Genomic DNA, 20,679 nt, shown 5'->3' with positions numbered 1-20,679 from the left:
GGCTGAGCCAGGCGTACCCCGTCCGTAATGCGGCGCGTCCGCCCGCGTAACACGGATGTTCCACGCTGGGCGTCATGCGCGACGAGACCATCCCGACCCACTGTCCCTACTGCGCCCTGCAGTGCGGCATGAATCTGCGCGGTGTCCCCCGGCCGGACACCGCCGACGGGACGGCCGTCGAGGTGGTGGAGCGTCCCGACTTCCCCGTCAACCGGGGCGCCCTGTGCGGCAAGGGCCGCACGTCGACCTCCCTTCTCTCCTCCCGGGTGCGCCTGACCGGGCCGCTCATCAGAAGCCACGCCACAGGCCGGCTCGAACCGGCCACCTGGGAGGAGGCACTGCGTACGATCGCCGACGGGCTGCGGCGTACGCGGGACGTGCACGGCGCCGACGCCGTGGGCGTCTTCGGCGGCGGCGGGCTGACCAACGAGAAGGCGTACACCCTCGGGAAGTTCGCCCGGGTCGTGCTCGGCACCTCGCAGATCGACTACAACGGCCGCTTCTGCATGTCGTCGGCCGCGGCGGCGCACAACAAGGCGTTCGGGCTCGACCGCGGACTGCCGTTCCCGCTGGAGGACATCCCGAGGACCGGCTGTGTGATCCTCGTGGGCTCCAACATCGCGGAGACCATGCCGCCGGCGCTGCGCTACCTGACGGAGCTGAAGGAGAACGGCGGCAAGCTGATCGTCGTCGACCCGCGGCGTACGAGGACCGCGGAGCAGGCCGATCTGCATCTGGCGCCCCGTCCCGGCACCGACCTGGCGCTCGCCCTGGGCCTGCTGCACGAAGTGGTGGCGGAGGGGCGTACCGACGAGGACTTCATCGCCGCCCGCACGAGCGGCTGGGCGGAGGCCAGGGCCGCCGCCATGGCGCACTGGCCCGAGCTCGTCGAGCGGATCACCGGCGTGGGCGTGCCGCAGCTGCGTGAGGCGGTACGGCTGTTCTGCGACGCGCCGTCCGCGATGGTGCTCACCGCCCGCGGGCCCGAGCAGCATTCCAAGGGCACCGACACGGTCAGCGCCTGGATCAACCTCTGCCTGGCGACCGGCCGGGCGGGGCGGCCCCTGTCCGGCTACGGATGCCTGACCGGGCAGGGCAACGGGCAGGGCGGCCGTGAGCACGGCCAGAAGGCCGACCAGCTGCCCGGCTACCGCAAGCTGGACGACCCGGCGGCGCGGGCCCATGTCGCGGGTGTGTGGGGCGTGCCCCCCGAGTCCCTGCCGGGGCCGGGACGCAGCGCCTACGAGCTGCTGGACGCGCTGGGCGGTGACGTGAAGTCGCTGTTGCTGATGGGATCGAACCCGGTGGTGTCGGCGCCGCGTGCGGCGCACATCGAGGGACGGCTGAAGTCCCTGGACTTCCTGGCCGTCGCGGACGTGGTGCTCTCGGAGACGGCGGCGCTCGCGGACGTGGTGCTGCCGGTGACGCAGTGGGCGGAGGAGACCGGCACGACGACCAACCTGGAGGGCCGCGTGCTGCTGCGCCGCAAGGCGCTCGACGCCCCGGAGGGGGTGCGCAGCGATCTCGAGGTGCTGAGCGCGCTGGCGGCGCTGCTCGGACACGAGAAGGGCTTCCCCGCCGACCCGGAGGAGGTCTTCGAGGAGCTGCGGCGGGCGTCGGCGGGCGGACCTGCGGACTACTCGGGCATCACGTACCGCAGGATCGCCGAGGAGGACGGCGTCTTCTGGCCGTGCCCGGAGCCGGACGAAGAGGACGAGCCGGCCGCCCACCCCGGCACGCCCCGGCTGTTCCTGGACCGGTTCGCCACCCCCGACGGCCTGGCCAGGTTCGTCGCCGTGGGACACCGGCCCGCCGCGGAGGAGCCCGACGCCGACTACCCGGTGCTGCTGACGACCGGGCGGGTGGTCGCCCAGTACCAGTCGGGCGCGCAGACCAGGCGCGTCGACGAGCTGAACGCCGCCGCCCCGGGCCCGTTCGTCGAGCTGCATCCGCAGCTGGCGGAACGTCTCGGTGTCGCGGAGGGCGAGCCCCTGGCCGTGGTGTCGCGGCGGGGGCGGGCGGTCGGGCCCGCCCGGATCACCACGGGTATCAGGCCGGACACCGTCTTCATGCCGTTCCACTGGCCGGGCGAGGGACGGGTGAACTCGGTGACGAACCCGGCGCTCGACCCGACGTCCCGTATGCCCGAGTTCAAGGTGTGCGCCGTCCGGCTGGAGCCGGAGCGGGTCAGCGGCGGCTGACCGCCTCGTGCCAGTCGCCGCCGGTGACGGGTCGGCCGCCGGCCCGCAGTCCGCGGGCCACGCGTTCGGCGGCGACGTAGACCCACGCCTGTGCCGGCGTGCCGTCCTCGAGGAGGATCTCCCGGGCCACCCGCTCGTACAGGTTGGCCGCGTGGCCCGGTCCGCCGTACTCCTCCAGCCGGTCGAGGAGGGCGAGCAGTCGCTCGTACTCCTCCGGCTTCGCGGTCACCGCCTCGCCGGTGACCGTGGCCGCCGGGTCGTCGGTGTCGACGGCGTACGGGTAGCCGGGGCCCTCGTAGAGCACCGCGCCGGAAAGCAGGGCGGGACGCTCCGCGGTGGTGCGGCCCCGCAGGAGCAGGTCGTGGTTGCGTTCGCCCGGCCGCAGGGTGCCGTAGACGAAGAACGGAAGCCGCCGCGACCCGTTCACGGCGCCACGGTCTCCGCCCGCACCCAGGCCGCATAAGCCGCGCCGGCGCGTACCACCGGGGTGGCGATGATCTCCGGTGTGTCGTAGTCGTGGGCGGCGGTCAGATGGGCTTCGAGGGCGTCGTAGCAGGCCGGCGTGGTCTTGAGGAGGACCTGCCACTCCTCGGCGGTCTCGATGCGGTTCTGCCAGCGGTACACCGACGTCACCGGCGCGGAGATCTGCGCGCAGGCCGCGAGCCGGGCCTCCACGGCGCCGTCGGCGAGCCGCCGGGCCTTCTCCGCGCTGTCGGTCGTGGTCATCACGGTGAGCAGCGGCGGCGCGGCGGGGGTGGGTTCCACGGCAGGAGCTCCTTCTCGGTGTTCGGCCAACGTGTCCGCGGGCGGGCCGGCGGCCGCGGACGGAGGACGGGAACCGTCGCGGCCCCCGCCCTTCACGTTACGCACCGCGGCCTCACACAGGGGACCCGGCCGCGGCGAACTGCGCCGCGTGGAGCCGGGCGTACGCGCCGCCGCGGCCGAGCAGTTCGTCGTGCGTGCCCTGCTCGACGATCCTTCCGGCGTCCATCACCAGGATCACGTCGGCGTCCCGGACGGTGGAGAGCCGGTGGGCGATGACGAAGCTGGTACGGCCCCGGCGCAGCGAGGACATGGCGCGCTGGATGAGCACCTCGGTGCGGGTGTCGACCGAGCTGGTGGCCTCGTCGAGCACGAGGATCGACGGTTCGGTGAGGAAGGCGCGGGCGATGGTGAGGAGTTGCTTCTCGCCCGCGCTCAGGCCCGCGCCCTCCTCGTCGACGACGGTGTCGTAGCCGTCGGGCAGGGTGCGGATGAACCGGTCGGCGTGGGTGGCCGTCGCCGCGGCGACGATCTGCTCGCGGGACACCTCCCCGGGGACGCCGTAGGCGATGTTGTCGGCGATCGTGCCCCCGAACAGCCAGGTGTCCTGGAGCACCATCCCGATGCCGGAACGCAGTTCGTCGCGGGTCATGTCCCTGATGTCGACCCCGTCGAGCAGGATGCGGCCGCCGGTGACCTCGTAGAACCGCATGAGCAGATTGACCAGCGTGGTCTTGCCGGCGCCGGTCGGGCCGACGATGGCGACGGTCCGGCCCGGTTCGACGTCGAGCGACAGGTCCTCGATCAGCGGCTCCGCGGGGTGGTAGTGGAAGGCCGCCTTCTCGAAGGACACCCGGCCCGCGGGCCGTCCGTCCCGCGGCCCGGCCCGCCTCGGTCCGGTCGTCGACCGAAGCTCCTCCTCCGCGTCCAGCAGGTCGAAGACCCGCTCGGCGGAGGCGACGCCCGACTGGAGGAGGTTGGCCATCGCGGCGACCTGGTTGATGGGGCCGTTGAACTCGTAGGAGTACTGCACGAAGGCCTGTACGTCGCCGATCGACAGCGATCCGGAGGCCACCCGCAGCCCGCCGGCGACGGCGATCAGCACATAGTTGAGGTTGCCGACGAAACCGAGGGCGGGCTGGATGAGCCCGGACATGACCTGGGCGCGCAGGCTCGACGCGTACAGCTGCTCGCCCAGCTCGTCGAAGGTCTCCACGGCCTGCTTCCCGCGGCCGAAGGAGCGGACCTCCGCGTGGCCGGTGAACATCTCCTCGACGTGGGCGTTCAGCCGGCCCGTCACCGACCACTGCCGGACGAACTGCGGCTGGGCCCGCTTGCCGATGAGGGTCGCCACGTAGACGGACAGCGGCACCGTCGCGAGGGCGACCAGGGCCAGCAGCGGCGAGATCCAGAACATCATCGCCAGGACGCCGGCGATGGTGAGCACCGCTCGCACCATCTGGCTGAAGGCCTGCTGCATGGTCTGCGTGATGTTGTCGATGTCGTTGGTGGTGCGGCTGAGCACCTCCCCGCGGGGCTGCTTGTCGAAGTACGACAGGGGCAGCCGCGACAGCTTCGCCCCCGCCTCCTCGCGCAGCCGGTGGCCGACGCGCTGCACGACGGTCATGGCGAGCCGCATCTGGATCAGCGTCGCACCGGCGGAGACGGCGACCAGGCCCAGGACGAGGGTCAGCACCTCGGCGACGGCCCTGAAGTCGACCCCGTCCGGGCCGGCCGCGCCGTCGACGACGAGGTCGGTGGCGTGGCCGAGGAGTTTCGGGGCGACCACGGAGAGGGCGACGGCGGCCGCGCCGGCGGCGAGGACGCCGAGGACCAGGGGGCGTTCCGGTGCGGTCATCCGCAGCAGCCGCAGTCCGGAGGCCCGGAAGTGGAGGGAGCGTTCCAGTGAAGGGGAGCCGATGCCGCCGGGGCCGCGCTGCTGCCCGGCCGGGCCGCGGCGCTCCGGTGTGGTGGCGCTCATGCGGCTTCCTCCTCGGTGAGCTGGGAGAGCACGATCTCCCGGTACGTGGGGTTGTCCCGCATGAGTTCGTCGTGGGTGCCGGTGCCCGCGACGCGGCCCTTCTCCAGGACGACGATCCGGTCGGCGCCGCGGATGGTGGACACGCGCTGGGCGACCATGACGACGGTGGCGTCGGCGGTCTCCTCGGCCAGCGCCCGGCGCAGTGCCGCGTCGGTGGCGTTGTCGAGCGCGGAGAACGAGTCGTCGAAGAGGTAGACGTCCGGCCTGGCCACCAGTACCCGGGCGATGGCGAGGCGCTGGCGCTGCCCTCCCGACAGGTTGGCGCCGCCCTGTGAGACGGGGGCGTCGAGCCCGTCGCCGAGCCGGCGTACGAAGTCCGCGGCCTGGGCGACCTCGAGGGCGTGCCAGAGCTCCTCCTCCGTCGCGTCCGGTTTCCCGTACCGCAGGTTGGAGGCGACGGTCCCGGAGAAGAGGTACGGCTTCTGGGCGACGAGTCCCACGGTGCGCGACCGCAGCGCGGGGTCCAGGTCCCGTACGTCCACGTCGCCGATCCGGACGTCGCCGCCGGTCGCGTCGAACAGCCGGGCGGCGAGGCTCAGCAGGGTCGTCTTGCCGCTGCCGGTGGAACCGATGACGGCGGTGACCCGGCCGGGGCGGGCGGTCAGGTCCACGGACCTGAGGACGGGCTCCTCGGCGCCCGGGTAGCTGAAGTCGACGCCGCGCAGCCGCAGTTCACCCCGCCCACGCAGCCGGTGCACGGGAGCGACGGGTGGTACGACGCTCGGCTCTGTGCCGAGGATCTCCTGGATGCGTTCCGCGCTGACCTCGGCGCGCGGCAGGTGCATCATGAGGAACAGGCCCATCATCACGGACATCAGGATCTGCGTCAGATAGCCGAGGAAGGCGACGATCGAACCGGCCTGCAGGGAGCCGGAGTCGAGCCGATGGCCGCCGGTCCAGATGATGGCGACGGTGGCGATCTCCCAGACGATCAGAACGGTCGGGAACATCAGGGTCTGCAGCCGGCCCGCCCGCAGACCGGCCTCGAGCAGGGAGTCGTTGGCCTCGGCGAAGCGCCGCTGCTCGTGCCGGTCCCGTACGAAGGCGCGGATGACGCGGATGCCGGTGATCTGCTCCCGCATCACCCGGTTGACCACGTCGATCCGTTCCTGCATGGAGCGGAAGACCGGCGGCAGGCGGCGCACGATCAGTCCGACGGACAGTGCGAGCACCGGGACGAACAGAAGCAGGAGCATCGCGAGCGGCACGTCCTGGGACAGGGCCATGGCGATACCGCCCACGCACATCAGGGGCGCGGCGACCAGCATGGTGAGGATCAGCAGCGAGAACGTCTGCACCTGCTGCACGTCGTTGGTGGTGCGGGTGATCAGGGACGAGGCGCCGAAGCGCCCGATGTCGCGCACGGACAGGTCCTGGACATGGCGGAAGACGGTGGAGCGCAGGTCGCGGCCGATGCCCATCGCGATCCGGGCGGCGCAGTACACGGCGGCGCCGGCGGCGGCGACCTGGAGGACCGTGACGGCCAGCATCACGGCCCCCGTGGTGACGACGTGACCGGTGTCGCCGCGCAGCACACCGCTGTTGATGATGTCGGCGTTGAGGGTGGGCAGGTAGAGGGTGGCGAGGGACTGGATCAACTGGAGGAGGACGACCAGCCCGATCAGTCCGCGGTAGGGACCCAGGCGGGCGGTCAGCAGGCTCAGCAGCACGGCCGGGCCCTCAGCCCGCGTAGGGGCGGACGGACTTGGCGGACCGCAGTGCCTCTGCCCACCAGGAGAGCTGGTCGAGCATGGTCTTGGCGGCGGCGTCGGGGGCGGCGGGGTCGCGGTGGTTGCCCTCGTCGTCGAAGTGGGCGCCGGCGTTGTGGAAGGACACCGTGTCGCGGACGGTGACGGCGTGCAGCTCGGCGAAGACCTGGCGCAGCTGCTCGACCGCGCGCAGCCCGCCGGAGATGCCGCCGTAGGAGACGAAGCCGACGGGCTTGGCCTGCCATTCGCCGAAGTGCCGGTCGATGACGTTCTTGAGGCCGGCGGGGAAGGAGTGGTTGTACTCGGGGGTGACGACGACGAAGGCGTCGGCCGCGGCCAGCTTCGGGGTGAGCTTGGCCAGCTCGGCCCGCACGCCGGGTGAGGGCGAGTAGGAGAGGGCGGTGGGGAGGTCGGCGTCGGCCAGGTCGACGACGTCGACGGTGAAGTCCTCGCGCCGAGCGGCACGGGAGAGGAACCAGTTGGCGACGGTGGGTCCGAAGCGGCCGTCGCGGTTGCTGCCGATGATGACGGCGAGCTTCAGCGCGGAGGGACGGTCGGACGAGGTGTCAGGCGTGTTGATGTCCATGCGGAGCAGCCTGGTACCTCAAGTTTGGTTGAGGTCAAGACGCTCCGGAGATCAATCGCGCGGACGGCCCGCAGGACACCGCGCCGACGGAGGGCCGGCAGCCCTTCACCCGTTCGGCACGGCACGCCCGACCACTCCCCCGAGCGCGGCGCCACCCGCCGCGACCTGCGGCGATGCGTACTGTCCAGCGCGACACGCGGTTTCGGCAGAAGGAAACTGATTGGCCATCAGCAGGCGTGACGGGCCGGGTGCCTCTTACCTCGGAGAAGACGAGACACCGCACCACGCGCTTCCGGAGGACCCATGCGCACCACCGCCCGCCTGCTGACCGGCATCGCGATGGCGCTCGCCACGACAGGGCTCGCCGCCCAGGGGGCGTACGCCTCGGGCTTCGGAGAGCTGGAGGTGTACCCGTCGCCCGCCACCCCCGGCACGAAGATCACCGTGAACACCACGGCCTGCGGCAAGGACGGCCACGGCGTCGGCGACGCCCGGTCGCTGGGCGCCGGCGAGTTCAAGCTGTGGCCCGGCACGCACAAGGAGGTCGCGGTGGGCCGGTTCACGGTCCCCGAGGACACCAGGCCGGGCACCTACGGCATCGAGGTGCGCTGCAAGAACGGCAAGGAGGCCACCGGCGACCTCGAGGTGCGTCACCGCGAGCCGAGCGGGCACGTCAGAACAGGCGTCGGCGGCAGCGTGGGCCCCGACACCACCCAGATCGCGGCGGGCGCGGCGGTACTCACCGCGGCCGCCGTGGGCGGAACGCTCCTTCTGCGCCGCCGGGCGAGCGGCGCGCAGAGAGGCTGACGGACCGGTACCCCAACCGTTCCTCGTCCCGCCGGATCCCCCGCTCCCGTCAGGCCTCGAGCCGACGGGGGCGGGGCGACGTCCGGGCGGCGCCGGCCGTTGCGCGACCGCCCCACGACCGAGCCCCCACATCCCGTACGGCCGCCCGGCCCGGGTGCCGCCCGGGCCGGGCCCGGCCGCCCCCGCAGCGAAGCCGGAGGACCGATGAGCGCTCAGGACAGCACCAGGCGCAGGGCCAAGGGCTGGGCCGTGGCCGCCGCCGTCTGCGCCGGGCTGTGGCTGGTGCACAACGGCACCCGCGACATCACCCCGCCGATTCCCTCAGCCGCGCAGGCCTTCGCCGCCGGTCCGAACCAGCACACGGACGCCGCCGCCGACCCGCTGCCGCCCTCGGAGCCGGTGCGGCTGCGCATTCCGCAGATCGACGTCGACGCCCCCGTAATGGGCCTCGGCCTCGCCCGCGACGGCAGTCTCGACGTCCCGCCGGCCGAGGACCGGAACCTGGCCGGGTGGTACGAGGACGGGACCACCCCGGGCGCCAAGGGCACGGCGATCGTGGCCGGCCATGTCGACAACGCGCGAGGGCCCGCCGTCTTCTACAGCCTCGGCGCCCTGAAGAAGGGCCACCGGATCGAGGTGCTCCGCGCGGACGGCCGGACCGCGGTCTTCACGATCGACGCGATCGAGGTGTACGAGGCCGACGACTTCCCCGACAAGAAGGTCTACAGGTCCGGCGAACGGGCCGAGCTCCGGGTCATCACCTGCGGCGGCGAGTTCTCGGAGAAGACCGGCTATCAGGGCAACGTGGTCGCCTACGGGCATCTCATCGGCGTCCGGAACGGCAACGCCTGAAAACAGTATCCATGGACATAGTCTCCATGTACTGTATCTTTCATGAGCACAGCACCCAAGGGCCCCACGCCCGGTTACCTGGTCTGGCGTCTTTCGACGAAATGGCGCGTCGCTGTCGACCGCGCGCTCGCTCCCCTGGGGCTGACTCACGCGCAGTACACCCTGATCGCCTCGCTGCACGGCATATGGCGGTCCGGGTACCGCCCCAGTCAGCGGCAACTCGCCGACCACACCGGCCTGGAGCCGCTCTACGTCTCCAAGCTGGCCCGCGCCCTCGAGGCGTCGGGGCTCGTACAGCGCACGCCCGACCCCGCCGACACCAGGGCCGTACAGCTCTCGCTCACCCCCGCGGGAGAGGAGAAGGCCGGCCGCGCCGTCGCGGAGGTCCACACGCTGCTCGACCGGCTGCTGGCCCCGCTCGGCGGGCTCGACGCACCTCGCACCGAGGCGCTGACGCGTGAACTGCGGCTGCTGCTCGAAACACCGCTCGACGCACCACCCGACGCCATCGAGGACACGTCCACGACACCCGAGGAGTAACCATGTCGTCCACCACGCCGATCCTGCTCAACAGCCGGCTCATCGGGCGGGCCCACTACGCGGCCCGCGCCCTGCTCGACCGTGAACTGAGCCGCACCGGCACCACCTTCCACCAGTCGATGGCGCTGAACGCGACCGCGGCCGAGGGCGGCACCGCCGGAACGAGCCGGATCGTGGAGTCGTTGACCTCCACCCTGAAGATCGACGGGGCCACGGCCCGCGACACCGTGGCCGAGCTGCTGGCCACCGAGCTCCTCGAGCCGCTGGAGCCGCTGCCCGGACAGGGCCCGCGGGTCGCACTGACCGAGGCGGGCCGCGCCGAGCAGAGCCGGCTGGCCGCGGTCGCCACCGAGTTCGGCCCGCTGGTGTACGGCGGGATCCCGGAAGCGGACCTGGCCGTCGCCGGCCGTGTGCTGACCGAGGTCATCGCACGGGCGAACGCCGCGTACGCGCGGACCGCCGACAGGTACTGACCGGCGTCACGCCGTCCACTGGTCGAAGCCGAGCTTCGCGACCAGCGAGAAGACGACGACGAGCAGCACCCCGCGGACGAACTCACTGCCCTTGCGCAGCGCCATACGGGCCCCGAACAGGCCGCCCGCCAGATTGAAGACGGCCATCAGCGCGGCCAGCTGCCACAGCACGGTGCCCTGGTAGGCGAACATCGCGAGCGCGCCGCCGTTGGTGCACACGTTCACGATCTTCGCGGTGGCGGAGGCGGTCACCAGGTCCAGATGAAGCACCGCGGTGAGCGCCAGCACCAGGAAGGTGCCGGTGCCCGGTCCGAAGAGACCGTCGTAGAAGCCGATACCGCCGCCGACGAGCACGATCGCCACGACGGTGCGGGTACGGGTGACACGGCGCTTGTCGGCGCCGGCGGCCGCGCCGAACGACGGGCGCAGCATCACGAACGCGGCCACGCCGAGCAGCACGACCATGATCACCGGGCGGAGCACGTCGCTGCTGATGCCCGCCGCGAAGAAGGCGCCGCCCATCGAGCCGGCGAGCGCGGCGAGCCCGATCCGCACCGCGGTCTTCACGTCGACCGGCGCCTTGCGCACATAGGTGATCGCGGCACCCGACGTGCCGACGATGGCGACCGCCTTGTTCGTTCCGAGCACATGGGCGGCGGGCACCTGCGGCAGACCGAGCAGCAGCGCGGGCAGCAACAGCAGACCGCCGCCGCCCACGACGGCGTCGATCCAGCCGGCAGCGGCGGCGGCGAGACAGAGGAAGACGATCGTGGTCAGGGATATGTCGGGCACGGCGTGAGCCTATGGAGGGGGTACGGGGTCAGTCCAACGATCAAGGAAGTCTTGAGCGTGACATGAGGTTGGGCGGGGGGTGGCCGCTGCGCGGGGCCTGTTCCCCTACCCGCCCCTTCCCGAAACCGGGCTCCGCCCGGACCCGTACCGCGCTCCGCGCGGTGCCCTCAAACGCCGGGCGGGCTGACTTTGTCAGCCCCGCCGGCGATTGAGGCGCGGGGGTCCGGGGGCGGAGCCCCCGAAACACCGCGCGCAGCGCGGTGCCGGGTCCGGGCGGAGCCCGGTTTCGGGAAGGGGCGGGTAGGGGAACAGGCCCCGCGCAGCGGACACGCCCCCGCCCACCCCCTCAGTGCTCGACGCCCTCCGCCAGCTTCTGCCCCCGCAGCAGGAACCACGCCGCCACCGCCGTGGTGAAAAGCACGGCCGCCCCCACCCCCGCCGCCATCCGCAGGCCCTCGGTGAACGCCTCCTGCGCCGCCGTGACCAGGGCTTCCGCGCGGGCCGGCGGGAGGGCCGCCGAGGCCTCCACCGCGCCGCCGAGCGACTCGTGGGCGGCCGCGGCCACGTCCGGCGGCGTACCGTCCGGCGCGGTGAAGCCGCGGTAGACGCCGGTGACGATCGAGCCCAGCAGCGCGATGCCGAGTGCCGCGCCCAGCTCGTACGCCGTCTCGGACACCGCGGAGGCGGCTCCGGCCTGTTCCTTGGGAACGCTGGAGAGGATCACGTCCGCGGTGACCGTGAACGAGAATCCCGCGCCCGCGCCGACGATCAGCAGCGCCGCGCCGAGCAGCGGGTAGCCGGTCGACCCGGTGAGCAGCGTGAGCACCGCGAGGGAGAGCCCGACGGCGGCCAGGCCGCCGGCGACGACGGACCGTACCGAGAACCGGCGGGCGGCCTTGCCCGCGATCAGCCCGGTCGCCACCGCGCCGATCGCGGCGGGCAGTTCGGCGAGTCCGGCCTCGAACGGGGCGCGGCCCTGGACCAGTTGCAGGAACTGGGACAGGAAGAACACGAGACCCGACAGGCCGAGGATGGTCAGCAGGTCGGCGAGCACCGCGCCCGAGAACCCGCGGTGCCGGAACAGCCGCATGTCGAGCAGGGGCGCGCTCAGGGTGAGCTGCCGGCGGTAGAAGCCGTACAGGCCGGCGCCGCCGACGAGCACGGCCACGCCCGCTTCCCAGCTCGCCCCGTGCGTGGCGGCCTCCTTGACGGCGTAGACGACGGCGACCATGCCGACGAGGGACAGCGCCACGCTGAGCAGGTCCCAGGGGCCGTTGACCGGGTTCTTCGACTCCGGCAGGAGCTTGACGCCGACGATGACGAGGACCGCCATCACGGGCAGGTTGATCAGGAAGACGGAGCCCCACCAGAAGTGCTCCAGCAGCAGGCCACCGACGACGGGGCCCACCGCCGCACCGGCGGACGCCGTGGCGCCCCAGATGCCGATGGCGAAGCTGCGTTCCCTGGGGTCGTGGAAGATGTTGCGGATCAGCGCCAGGGTGGAGGGCATCAGGGTCGCGCCGGCGACGCCGAGCAGCGCCCGCGCGAGGATCATCATCTCCGGGGTGGTGGCGTACGCGTTGAGCACCGACACGGCGCCGAAGGCGACCGCTCCGCTCAGCAGCAGCTTCTTGCGGCCGATGCGGTCGCCGAGGCTGCCCATGGAGACGAGCAGGCCGGCGATGACGAACGAGTAGACGTCGCCGATCCACAGCAGCTGGGTGCCGGTCGGGGCCAGGTCCTCGCTGAGGAACGGGGTGGCGAGGCCGAGGACGGTGGCGTCGACGGCCACCAGGAGGACGGCGAGGACCAGGACCGCGAGGGCCAGCCAGCGGCCGGGGCGGTACACGGTCTCGTCCGCCCCGGTCGTGGGCCGGACGGTGCTGCTCATTGATTCACTCTCCGTAGTGCTCCGCCGAGCAGCAGCTCGGCGGTCATGTGCTGGAAGTCCTTCGTGGCGACGCGGCCGTCCATGACGGCCCAGGCGCAGGAGCCGATGAGGGCGTAGAGCGCCTCGGTCAGCCACGCCGGTGTCAGATCGATGCGGAACTCGCCCTCGTTCTGGCCGCGCCGGAACAGGTCGGAGACGCGGGCGTCGAGGCGGGCCCAGCCCTCGTTGATCTCGTCGCCCTCGAAGAGCTGGTTCTCGGTGTAGAGGAAGGCCAGCAGGTCCGCGGCCGGCTGCGTCTCGCCGATCAGCCGTCGCAGGGCCTCGCCGGCGCCGTCCTCGTCGAGGCGGGCCCGGTCGATCGCCGCCTCGAACTCCTGGATGCCGAGCTGTTCCAGGGCCCTGACGAGCGCGTCCCGGCCGGCGAAGTGACGGTGCAGGGTGGCTCGGCCGATGCCGGCGGCCCGGGCGACCTCGTCCATCGTGGCGGTCGATTTCCGGGCGAGGAGGGCGGCGGCGGCGCGCAGCACGTGGTCTCGATCCATGGCCATGGGACAACCATAGCCCATATGAGACAGCAATGTCTCATTCAGTACGCCGGAGTCTCTTTTCCGCAGGTCGCGAGGCTGCACCATCTGCGCCGGCCGCTCTCGTCCCTGAACAGCCAGCCGCAGTCGGCACCGGGGCAGGCACGGACGGTGAACCGGCCCGGGTCCGCCAGCAGCTCGGCGGCGCCCTGGGCCACGGCGAGCACGGGCAGCCGCAGACCGGCGGACGGGGACAGCCGCCAGCGGCCGAGGCCGTCCTCGCCGCGGACGAACGCCGACGCCTTCGCGGCGTCCTCCGCGACATCCGCCACCGCCTTGAACGCCCTCACGTCGTCCGGTCCGGTCAGAGCGGCGTACAGCCGCGTACGGAAGTCCCGCGCCTCCCCGAGAACGGCCGCGGCCTCCTCCGGCCGCTGCCGCGCCCGCTCGAGCAGCCCGTTCACCAGCCAGTCCTCCGCGAGGTCAAGGTGCCCGGCCCAGACGGCGAGCGTGCGGTACGTGCGCAGCCATTCCGACCCCGGCAGGCCCGGCCCTCCCCAGCCGGCGTAGGTGTTGCAGAACTCGAGCGCCGGGTGGCCGCTGGTGGTCCAGGGCAGCCACTCCTCGTCGACCCGTACCGCGTAGAGGGGCACGGGCGGGCGGTGCAGCCTGGGATCGCCGTGCAGCATCCGCTCGTGCAGGGTGTTCAGCCCGGCGCCTGGCTCGATGCCGAGACCGGTCACCAGCGCGTTGCGGGTGGCGCGGTACAGCTCGAGCGCGTCCGCCTGCCGGCCGCTCCGGTACAGGGCGGTCATCTGCGCGGCGACGAGCCGTTCCCTGCCGGGATGTGCGCGGGCGAGCGACGTCAGGTCGGTGACGACGCTGTCGTGCATACCGAGCTCCAACTGGGCCTCCGCCCGTCGCTCCAGCGCGGACAGCCGCAGTTCGGCCAGCGGCCCGCCGAGCCGCTCACGCAGTCCGTCGTCCGCGACGTCGGACAGCAGCGGTCCCCGCCACAGCCCGAGGGCCCGGTCGTACAGGCGCACCCGCTGCGCCGCGTCGGCGACGCTGCCGGCGCGGCGGGCGAGGTCGGTGAACTCAAGGGCGTCGACGGCGTGGACACCCGGGTCGACGACGTAACCGTCGTGGCGGGTGTCGACACGGACCCCGTACGGGCCCAGCCGGGCGCGGAGCCGGCCGATGTACGTGTGGACGGTGCCCCGCGCGGACGCGGGCGCGTTGCCGTCCCACAGCAGCTCGATGAGCCGGCCGGTGCTCACGACGCGGCCCGCCTCCAGCAGGAGGATCGACAGCAGGCAGCGCTCCTGGCGGCGGCTGCCCACCAGGACCCGGCCTTCGTGGCGGGCCTCGAACGGACCCAGCAGCTGGAACTCCATGGCAGCCGCGAGCCTAACCGGCCGGCGCGGCGGTGCACAGCGATGGTGAGTGCGTGGTCAGACGACCGGGGGACGCTGGGGCGGACAGCGGGACGGCCTCCCGGTCCGATCCTTCTCGGCCTGGTCACGTCTCGGGTCATGTCTCGGTCCGAGCACTACTTCAGGGAGTCACCATGCGACGAACCGCCGTTGCTCTGGCGGCAGTTGCCGCGACCACGCTCATGGGCGCCGCCCCCGCGTCCGCCGCCGGGCCCGCCGCCCGGTCCGCCGGTGTCGGCTCCGGGCCCGCCGCCGGCCTCGACGCCGGCTGGGAGCCCGCGCCGTCCGCGCCGTGGGACGTCGCCGCGGGACTGCGCTGCGACTTCCCCGTCCACGGCGAGCCCGTCGTGGACGAGGTGGTCCGGCGCGTGCTGGACACCCACCCCGACGGAAGGCCGAAACTGGTCGCCTACAAGGGCGATCTGATCGTGCGGGTCACCAACAAGGAGACGGGCGACTCCTACGACGCGGACGTCAGCGGCACGGCCGTCGTCGACTACCGCGCGGACGGCTCCCAGTTCTGGTCGGTGCTCGGCCCGGTACTGGTCGGGGTCGGCGAGGGCGCCGGCAACCTCGACCGGGGCCTGTACGTCGTGGACGGTGTCTACACGTTGGACATCAGCTCGTCCGGCTACAAGAAGGTCACCATGGCCCACGGATCGACGACGGACATCTGTGAGCGGATCGACTGACCGGCTCCGGCGGCGGATCCCGGCGACCGGATCTCCGCCTATGGGCCGTCCGTCGGGGGGTACGAAAAAGGGCAAGGGGGCTGTGCCCACTCCTTGCCACTCTCAAGGTATAGCGCACTGGGGGGCTTGCGGCAAGGCCCCTGTCGTGCCGCAGAATCTCCGGCCTGAGCCGGAATCTGCGGAAGCGAGAGTCACGAAATGCGAGTGTTGTTGTCGACGTACGGGTCGCGCGGTGACGTCGAGCCGCTGGTGGGACTCGCGGTGCGGCTACGGGAACACGGCGCGGAGGTGCGGGTGTGCGCGCCGCCGGACGAGGACTTCGCGCAGCGGTTGGCGGGCGTGGGCGTACCGCTGGTGCCGGTCGGCCCGTCGGCGCGCGCGCTGACGAAGGCCGCGCCGGCGCCCTCGTCCCTGCCCCAGCGCGCGGCCGCGGTGATCGCCGCCCAGTTCGACGCGATGCCCGCGGCCGCCGAGGGATGCGACGCGTTGGTGGCGACGGGTGCGATGCCAGCCGCGGCCGGCGCGCTTTCGGTGGCCGAGAAACTGGGCATCCGCTCCGTGTCCGTTACCTTCCAGCAGCTCACCCTGCCGTCCCCGTACCACTCGCCGCTGGCGTACGCGGGCAGGCCGTTCCCGGCGGACGTGACCGACAACCGGGTGCTGTGGGACCTGGACGCGCAGAGCATCGATTCGCTGTTCGGTGAGGCGCTCAACACCAACCGGGCGTCGATCGATCTGCCCCCGGTGGACCACGTCCGCGACTACGTCATCGGCGACCGCCCGTGGCTGGCGACGGATCCGGTCCTGGACCCGTGGCTGGAGCCGGCGGACCTCGACGTGGTGCAGACCGGCGCGTGGTTCCTGCCCGACGAGCGCCCGCTTCCGGACGCGTTGACGGCGTTCCTCGACGCGGGCGAACCGCCGGTGTACGTGGGCTTCGGCAGCATGCCCCTGCACAGTTCGCCGGACGCCGCACGCGTGGCCGTCGAGGCGGTCCGCGCGCAGGGCCGCCGCGTGCTCGTCTCCGGCGGCTGGGCCGACCTGGCACTGATCGACGACCAGGACGACTGCTTCGCCGTGGGCGAGGCCAACCACCAGGCACTGTTCGGCCGGGTGGCCGCCGTCGTGCACCACGGCGGCGCGGGCACCACGACGACGGCCGCCCGCTCCGGCACACCCCAGGTGGTCGTGCCTCAGTCGGTGGACCAGCCGTACTGGGCGGGCCGGGTGGCCGAGTTGGGCATCGGCGCGGCGCACGACGGTCCGACTCCGACCTTCGAGTCCCTGTCGGCGGCGCTCAGTTCGGCCCTGAAGCCCGGGACACGCGACCGGGCGAGGGCGGTGGCCGGCATGGTCCGCACCGACGGGACGACGGCGGCCGCGAAGCTGCTGCTCGACGCGGTCGCCCAGGACAGGCCGCCGATGCACACGTGACCACCGAGCCAGGAACCGGAACCGACACCCTGCGAACGTGGCCCCATGGCTGTTGCCCGCCATGGCCACCAGGTTCGTCAGGCCGGTCCGGACGACTTGCCGCGCGCACCGACCGCGAGCGGCCCCACATCGGAACCAAGGACGTGAACCCCCTGACCACCAGCGCCTTCGACCTTCCTGAGCGCCTCTTCCCCAAGGCCGACCCGACGCTGATCGCCGGCGACGAGCGGCACTTCGCGGCCATCGCGGAGTGCCTCGAGGAGTCGATCGCCGAACTGACCGACCGCCTCGACGCCGAGCGCAGGGCGCCCGGCGGCACAGGCCGGCAGGCGATGGACCGTGACATGGAGATCCATCGGCTGACCGCTCGCCTGCGCGCACTGCGCCGCTTCGGTCTGGACCTGTGCCTCGGGCGCATGGTCGGCGCGGACGACCCCGAGCCCGTGTACGTCGGACGGCTCGGCCTCAAGGACAGCACGGGCCGCCGGCTGCTGCTCGACTGGCGCTCCCCGGCTGCCGAGCCGTTCTTCGGAGCCACCCACGCCGACCCGATGGGGCTGGCGAGCCGCCGCAGGTACCGCTGGACCCGCGGCCGCATCAGCGACTACTGGGACGAGGTGTTCACCGCGGACGGGTTCGCCGGGCACGCCGCGCTCGACGACCAGTCCGCCTTCATCGCCAGTCTGGGGAGCAACCGGTCGCCGCGGATGCGGGACGTGCTCGGCACCATCCAGGCGGACCAGGACGCCGTCATCCGCGCGGGGTCCCGCGGTGCTCTCGTCGTCGACGGCGGCCCGGGCACGGGGAAGACCGTCGTCGCCCTGCACCGCTCGGCTTACCTCCTCTACTCCGACCCCCGCCTCGGTCACCGCCGCGGCGGCGTGCTGTTCGTCGGTCCGAGCCGGCCCTACCTGAGCTACGTCGCCGACGTCCTCCCCAGCCTCGGGGAGGAGGGCGTGCAGACCTGCACCCTGCGTGACCTCGTCGCCGAAGGGGCCGTGGCAGAGGCCGAGGCCGACCCGGAGGTGGCCCGTCTGAAGTCGTCCGCGGACCTGGTGCACGCCATCGAGAAGGCCGTCGCCTTCTACGAGGAGCCGGCCGCCAAGGGCATGACGGTCGCGACCCCCTGGTCCGACATCCGGCTGACCGCCCACGACTGGGCCGCGGCGTTCGAGGCGGCGGAGCCGGGCACTCCGCACAACGAGGCGCGCGACCAGGTGCTGGAGGAGCTGCTGACGATCCTGGTGGACAAGCACGTCGAGGAGGACGCGGACGACGTCCCGCCCGACCTGCTCCGCAAGTCGCTGCTGGGGAACAGGGAACTGATCACGGCCTTCGACCGGGCGTGGCCGCTGCTCGAAGCGGCCGACCTCGTCGGAGACCTGTGGTCGGTGCCCGCCTACCTGCGGATGTGCGCGCCCTGGCTCGGCCGCGACGACGTCCGCAAGCTGCAGCGCGAGGACCCCCGGGCCTGGACGGTGTCCGACCTGCCGCTCCTGGACGCCGCACGGCAGCGGCTCGGCGACCCGGAGGCGTCGCGGCGCAGGCGCCGGCACGAGGCCGCCCTCGCCGCCCAGCGCGAGCGCACGGCACAGGTCGTCGACAACCTGATCCAGGCCGCGGCCGATTCCGGCGCCGACGGTGACGACGGCGAAGGCCTGGTGACGATGCTGCGCGGCGAGGACGCCAAGGTCAGCCTGGTCGACGACTCCGAACTGCCCACCGTCGAACCGGACCTGCTCGCCGGTCCGTTCGCGCACGTCGTCGTGGACGAGGCCCAGGAACTCACCGATGCCGAGTGGCAGATGCTGCTGCTGCGGTGCCCGTCCCGGAGCTTCACCATCGTCGGGGACCGTGCCCAGGCCAGGCACGGGTTCACGGAGTCGTGGCAGGAACGGCTCGAGCGGGTCGGCTTCGACCGGATCACCCTGGCGTCCCTGAACGTCAACTACCGGACGCCGGAAGAGATCATGGCTGAGGCCGAGCCGGTGATCCGGGCCGCGCTCCCCGACGCCAACGTGCCGGTCTCCATCCGCAGCGGCGGCGTCCCCGTCGTCCACGGATCCGTTTCCGAGCGGGACGCGATCCTCGACAGCTGGCTCTCCGAGCATGCCGACGGGATCGCCTGCGTCATCGGCGCCGGGGTCATCGAAGAGGGCGCGTTCCGGTCCTCGTCCCGCGTCCGGTCGCTGACCCCGGAGCTGTCGAAGGGGCTCGAGTTCGACCTGGTCGTCCTCGTCGACCCGGAGAAGTTCGGCGAGGGCATCGAAGGAGCGGTCGACCGCTACGTCGCGATGACCCGGGCGACCCGGCAGCTCGTGGTCCTCACGAGCTCCTGACACCGGCGGTACGCAAGCGGCGCATCGACGTCCGGACCGGGGCGACCGGTCCGGACGTCGAGGCGCCGGCGACGGGCGGCGGCGCCGTGGCGCCGCCCCCGCGCTACTGCTTGGCCGTGGCCCAGGCGTGCTGTATCACCAGGTCGGCCTTGACCTCGTTGAGCTGGGTGGCGACCGCCGAAGGGGCGGTGCCGCCGCGGCTGTTGCGTGAGGCCAGCGCGCCGGGCACGTTCAGGACGGTACGGACCTCGGGCGTGAGGTGCTCGGAGATCTTGGCGAACTGCTCGTCCGTCAGCTGGTCCAGCTCGATGCCGAGCTGCTCGCACTCCTTGACGCACTCGCCCGCGACCTCGTGCGCGACGCGGAACGGCACGCCCTGCTTGACCAGCCACTCGGCGATGTCCGTGGCGAGCGAGAAGCCGGCCGGGGCGAGTTCCTCCATCCGCTCGCGGTTGACGGTGAGCGTGGCCATCATGCCGGTGAAGGCGGGGAGCAGGACCTCGAGCGTGTCGCAGGAGTCGAAGACCGGCTCCTTGTCCTCCTGGAGGTCGCGGTTGTACGCGAGCGGGAGGGCCTTGAGCGTGGCGAGCAGCCCGGTCAGGTTGCCGATGAGCCGGCCGGACTTGCCGCGCGCCAGCTCCGCGATGTCCGGGTTCTTCTTCTGCGGCATGATCGACGAACCGGTGGAGAAGGCGTCGTGCAGGGTCACGAAGGAGAACTCCTTCGTGTTCCAGATGATGATCTCCTCGGCGATCCGCGAGAGGTTCACGCCGATCATCGCGGTGATGAAGGCGAACTCGGCGACGAAGTCCCGCGACGCGGTGCCGTCGATGGAGTTGCCGGCCGAGCCACGCTCGAAGCCGAGGTCTGCGGCGACCGCCTCCGGGTCGAGCCCGAGGGAGGAACCGGCCAGAGCACCGGAGCCGTACGGGGAGACGGCCGTGCGGGTGTCCCACTGGCGCAGCCGCTCGGCGTCCCGGGACAGCGACTGGACATGCGCCAGGACGTGGTGGGCGAAGAGGACCGGCTGCGCGTGCTGGAGGTGCGTACGGCCGGGCATGGCCACGTCCGGGTGGGCCTCGGCCAGGCCGACAAGGGCGTCCTGGAGGTCGGCGATCAGGCCGCCGATGATCCGGGCGTGGTCGCGCAGGTACATCCGGAAGAGCGTGGCGACCTGGTCGTTGCGGGACCGGCCGGCGCGCAGTTTGCCGCCGAGGTCGGGGCCGAGACGCTCGAGCAGGCCCCGCTCGAGGGCGGTGTGGACGTCCTCGTCGGCGATGGTGCCGGTGAAGTCGCCGGAGGCCACGTCGGCCTCGAGCCGGTCGAGTCCGTCGAGCATCCGCGTCAGCTCGTCGTCGGTGAGCAGGCCCGCCTTCTTCAGGACGCGGGCGTGGGCACGGGAGCCGGCGATGTCGTACGGCGCGAGCCGCCAGTCGAAATGCACGGACGCGGACAGCTTCGCCAGCGCCTCTGCCGGACCGTCGGCGAAGCGGCCGCCCCAGAGCCGGACGTCACCGTTGTTGCTGCTCACAGCTCGAGCTCCTTGGATGAGGGTGTGAAGACGCCTCCCCGCCGCGACGAGGAGGCGCACTGTTCAACG

General features: G+C 72.4%; 18 protein-coding genes. 8 read left to right on the top strand and 10 right to left on the bottom strand.

Annotation, left to right across the window (positions count from 1 at the left end; translation table 11 throughout):
- Nucleotides 1-74 precede the first annotated feature (74 nt).
- Entirely contained in the window at nucleotides 75-2,201 is a 2,127-nt protein-coding gene (locus AB0K36_RS10740; protein WP_364591256.1) for a molybdopterin oxidoreductase family protein, read from the top strand.
- On the opposite strand, the gene AB0K36_RS10735 is transcribed toward AB0K36_RS10740, so the two are convergent.
- The 5 genes from AB0K36_RS10735 to AB0K36_RS10715 all read right to left on the bottom strand — a co-directional run bounded on the left by AB0K36_RS10735 (nucleotide 2,188) and on the right by AB0K36_RS10715 (nucleotide 7,299).
- A complete protein-coding gene (locus AB0K36_RS10735; protein ID WP_364591253.1) occupies nucleotides 2,188-2,628 on the bottom strand; it encodes a gamma-glutamylcyclotransferase family protein in 441 nt (146 codons plus the stop codon). The two genes, AB0K36_RS10740 and AB0K36_RS10735, sit on opposite strands and share 14 nt — an antisense overlap.
- Nucleotides 2,625-2,927: a divalent-cation tolerance protein CutA gene (gene cutA / locus AB0K36_RS10730; RefSeq protein WP_364591433.1), complete on the bottom strand. Its 303-nt coding sequence runs from the start codon at nucleotides 2,925-2,927 to the stop codon at nucleotides 2,625-2,627. Before cutA ends, AB0K36_RS10735 begins: the two co-directional genes overlap by 4 nt.
- 151 nt (nucleotides 2,928-3,078) lie before the next feature.
- A complete protein-coding gene (locus AB0K36_RS10725; RefSeq protein WP_364591250.1) occupies nucleotides 3,079-4,944 on the bottom strand; it encodes an ABC transporter ATP-binding protein in 1,866 nt (621 codons plus the stop codon).
- Nucleotides 4,941-6,674 carry an ABC transporter ATP-binding protein gene (locus AB0K36_RS10720; protein ID WP_364591247.1) on the bottom strand — a complete coding sequence of 578 codons (1,734 nt, stop codon included), beginning with the start codon at nucleotides 6,672-6,674 and terminating at the stop codon, nucleotides 4,941-4,943. Before AB0K36_RS10720 ends, AB0K36_RS10725 begins: the two co-directional genes overlap by 4 nt.
- 10 nt (nucleotides 6,675-6,684) lie before the next feature.
- A complete protein-coding gene (locus tag AB0K36_RS10715; RefSeq protein WP_364591244.1) occupies nucleotides 6,685-7,299 on the bottom strand; it encodes an NADPH-dependent FMN reductase in 615 nt (204 codons plus the stop codon).
- 303 nt (nucleotides 7,300-7,602) lie between these two features.
- On the opposite strand from AB0K36_RS10715, the gene AB0K36_RS10710 reads away from it, so the two are divergent.
- From AB0K36_RS10710 to AB0K36_RS10695, 4 genes are all read left to right on the top strand, one after another.
- Complete coding sequence (locus AB0K36_RS10710) at nucleotides 7,603-8,106, top strand: GVDTG sorting domain-containing protein (protein WP_189468064.1); 504 nt, start codon at nucleotides 7,603-7,605, stop codon at nucleotides 8,104-8,106.
- Between the two features lie 204 nt (nucleotides 8,107-8,310).
- Nucleotides 8,311-8,958 (top strand): class F sortase, encoded by a 648-nt coding sequence (locus AB0K36_RS10705; protein ID WP_364591241.1) that lies wholly within the window; start codon nucleotides 8,311-8,313, stop codon nucleotides 8,956-8,958.
- 42 nt (nucleotides 8,959-9,000) lie between these two features.
- A complete protein-coding gene (locus AB0K36_RS10700) occupies nucleotides 9,001-9,498 on the top strand; it encodes a MarR family winged helix-turn-helix transcriptional regulator (RefSeq protein ID WP_364591238.1) in 498 nt (165 codons plus the stop codon).
- A gap of 2 nt (nucleotides 9,499-9,500) precedes the next feature.
- Nucleotides 9,501-9,971 carry a hypothetical protein gene (locus tag AB0K36_RS10695; protein ID WP_364591235.1) on the top strand — a complete coding sequence of 157 codons (471 nt, stop codon included), beginning with the start codon at nucleotides 9,501-9,503 and terminating at the stop codon, nucleotides 9,969-9,971.
- A gap of 6 nt (nucleotides 9,972-9,977) precedes the next feature.
- Here the strand turns inward: AB0K36_RS10695 and AB0K36_RS10690 are convergent, their stop codons facing one another.
- The 4 genes from AB0K36_RS10690 to AB0K36_RS10675 all read right to left on the bottom strand — a co-directional run bounded on the left by AB0K36_RS10690 (nucleotide 9,978) and on the right by AB0K36_RS10675 (nucleotide 14,575).
- Entirely contained in the window at nucleotides 9,978-10,763 is a 786-nt protein-coding gene (locus AB0K36_RS10690; RefSeq protein WP_364591232.1) for a sulfite exporter TauE/SafE family protein, read from the bottom strand.
- A 346-nt stretch (nucleotides 10,764-11,109) separates the two neighbouring features.
- A complete protein-coding gene (locus AB0K36_RS10685; protein ID WP_364591229.1) occupies nucleotides 11,110-12,654 on the bottom strand; it encodes an MFS transporter in 1,545 nt (514 codons plus the stop codon).
- On the bottom strand, nucleotides 12,651-13,202 hold the full coding sequence (locus tag AB0K36_RS10680) for a TetR/AcrR family transcriptional regulator (protein ID WP_364591226.1): 552 nt from the start codon (nucleotides 13,200-13,202) through the stop codon (nucleotides 12,651-12,653). The genes AB0K36_RS10685 and AB0K36_RS10680 overlap by 4 nt, the downstream gene beginning before the upstream one ends.
- 38 nt (nucleotides 13,203-13,240) lie before the next feature.
- Complete coding sequence (locus AB0K36_RS10675; RefSeq protein WP_364591223.1) at nucleotides 13,241-14,575, bottom strand: AfsR/SARP family transcriptional regulator; 1,335 nt, start codon at nucleotides 14,573-14,575, stop codon at nucleotides 13,241-13,243.
- A 173-nt stretch (nucleotides 14,576-14,748) separates the two neighbouring features.
- Between AB0K36_RS10675 and AB0K36_RS10670 the strand changes: the two genes are divergently transcribed.
- The 3 genes from AB0K36_RS10670 to helR all read left to right on the top strand — a co-directional run bounded on the left by AB0K36_RS10670 (nucleotide 14,749) and on the right by helR (nucleotide 19,079).
- Complete coding sequence (locus AB0K36_RS10670) at nucleotides 14,749-15,306, top strand: hypothetical protein (RefSeq protein WP_364591220.1); 558 nt, start codon at nucleotides 14,749-14,751, stop codon at nucleotides 15,304-15,306.
- A gap of 198 nt (nucleotides 15,307-15,504) precedes the next feature.
- Complete coding sequence (locus AB0K36_RS10665; protein ID WP_364591217.1) at nucleotides 15,505-16,740, top strand: glycosyltransferase; 1,236 nt, start codon at nucleotides 15,505-15,507, stop codon at nucleotides 16,738-16,740.
- Between the two features lie 143 nt (nucleotides 16,741-16,883).
- Nucleotides 16,884-19,079, top strand: coding sequence for an RNA polymerase recycling motor ATPase HelR (gene helR / locus AB0K36_RS10660; RefSeq protein WP_364591214.1), 2,196 nt, complete (start codon nucleotides 16,884-16,886; stop codon nucleotides 19,077-19,079).
- Between the two features lie 103 nt (nucleotides 19,080-19,182).
- Here helR and argH read toward each other — a convergent pair whose 3' ends face one another.
- A complete protein-coding gene (argH, locus tag AB0K36_RS10655) occupies nucleotides 19,183-20,610 on the bottom strand; it encodes an argininosuccinate lyase (protein WP_307705456.1) in 1,428 nt (475 codons plus the stop codon).
- Nucleotides 20,611-20,679 lie beyond the last annotated feature (69 nt).

Source organism: Streptomyces kurssanovii (assembly GCF_040677245.1).
GTDB lineage: Bacteria > Actinomycetota > Actinomycetes > Streptomycetales > Streptomycetaceae > Streptomyces > Streptomyces kurssanovii.
The sequence above is the reverse complement of the archived record's forward strand: the minus strand, read 5'-3'. Positions and strand labels throughout refer to the sequence as shown.

Bases quoted from the DNA above. Each gene is read 5' to 3' on its own strand.
- AB0K36_RS10705 (WP_364591241.1), top strand. From the start codon at position 8,311: ATGAGCGCTCAGGACAGCACCAGGCGCAGGGCCAAGGGCTGGGCCGTG.
- AB0K36_RS10700 (WP_364591238.1), top strand. From the start codon at position 9,001: ATGAGCACAGCACCCAAGGGCCCCACGCCCGGTTACCTGGTCTGGCGT.
- cutA (WP_364591433.1), bottom strand. From the start codon at position 2,927: ATGACCACGACCGACAGCGCGGAGAAGGCCCGGCGGCTCGCCGACGGC.
- AB0K36_RS10670 (WP_364591220.1), top strand. From the start codon at position 14,749: ATGCGACGAACCGCCGTTGCTCTGGCGGCAGTTGCCGCGACCACGCTC.
- AB0K36_RS10680 (WP_364591226.1), bottom strand. From the start codon at position 13,202: ATGGCCATGGATCGAGACCACGTGCTGCGCGCCGCCGCCGCCCTCCTC.
- AB0K36_RS10710 (WP_189468064.1), top strand. From the start codon at position 7,603: ATGCGCACCACCGCCCGCCTGCTGACCGGCATCGCGATGGCGCTCGCC.
- AB0K36_RS10685 (WP_364591229.1), bottom strand. From the start codon at position 12,654: ATGAGCAGCACCGTCCGGCCCACGACCGGGGCGGACGAGACCGTGTAC.
- AB0K36_RS10665 (WP_364591217.1), top strand. From the start codon at position 15,505: ATGCGAGTGTTGTTGTCGACGTACGGGTCGCGCGGTGACGTCGAGCCG.
- AB0K36_RS10725 (WP_364591250.1), bottom strand. From the start codon at position 4,944: ATGAGCGCCACCACACCGGAGCGCCGCGGCCCGGCCGGGCAGCAGCGC.
- AB0K36_RS10740 (WP_364591256.1), top strand. From the start codon at position 75: ATGCGCGACGAGACCATCCCGACCCACTGTCCCTACTGCGCCCTGCAG.
- AB0K36_RS10715 (WP_364591244.1), bottom strand. From the start codon at position 7,299: ATGGACATCAACACGCCTGACACCTCGTCCGACCGTCCCTCCGCGCTG.
- AB0K36_RS10675 (WP_364591223.1), bottom strand. From the start codon at position 14,575: ATGGAGTTCCAGCTGCTGGGTCCGTTCGAGGCCCGCCACGAAGGCCGG.
- AB0K36_RS10695 (WP_364591235.1), top strand. From the start codon at position 9,501: ATGTCGTCCACCACGCCGATCCTGCTCAACAGCCGGCTCATCGGGCGG.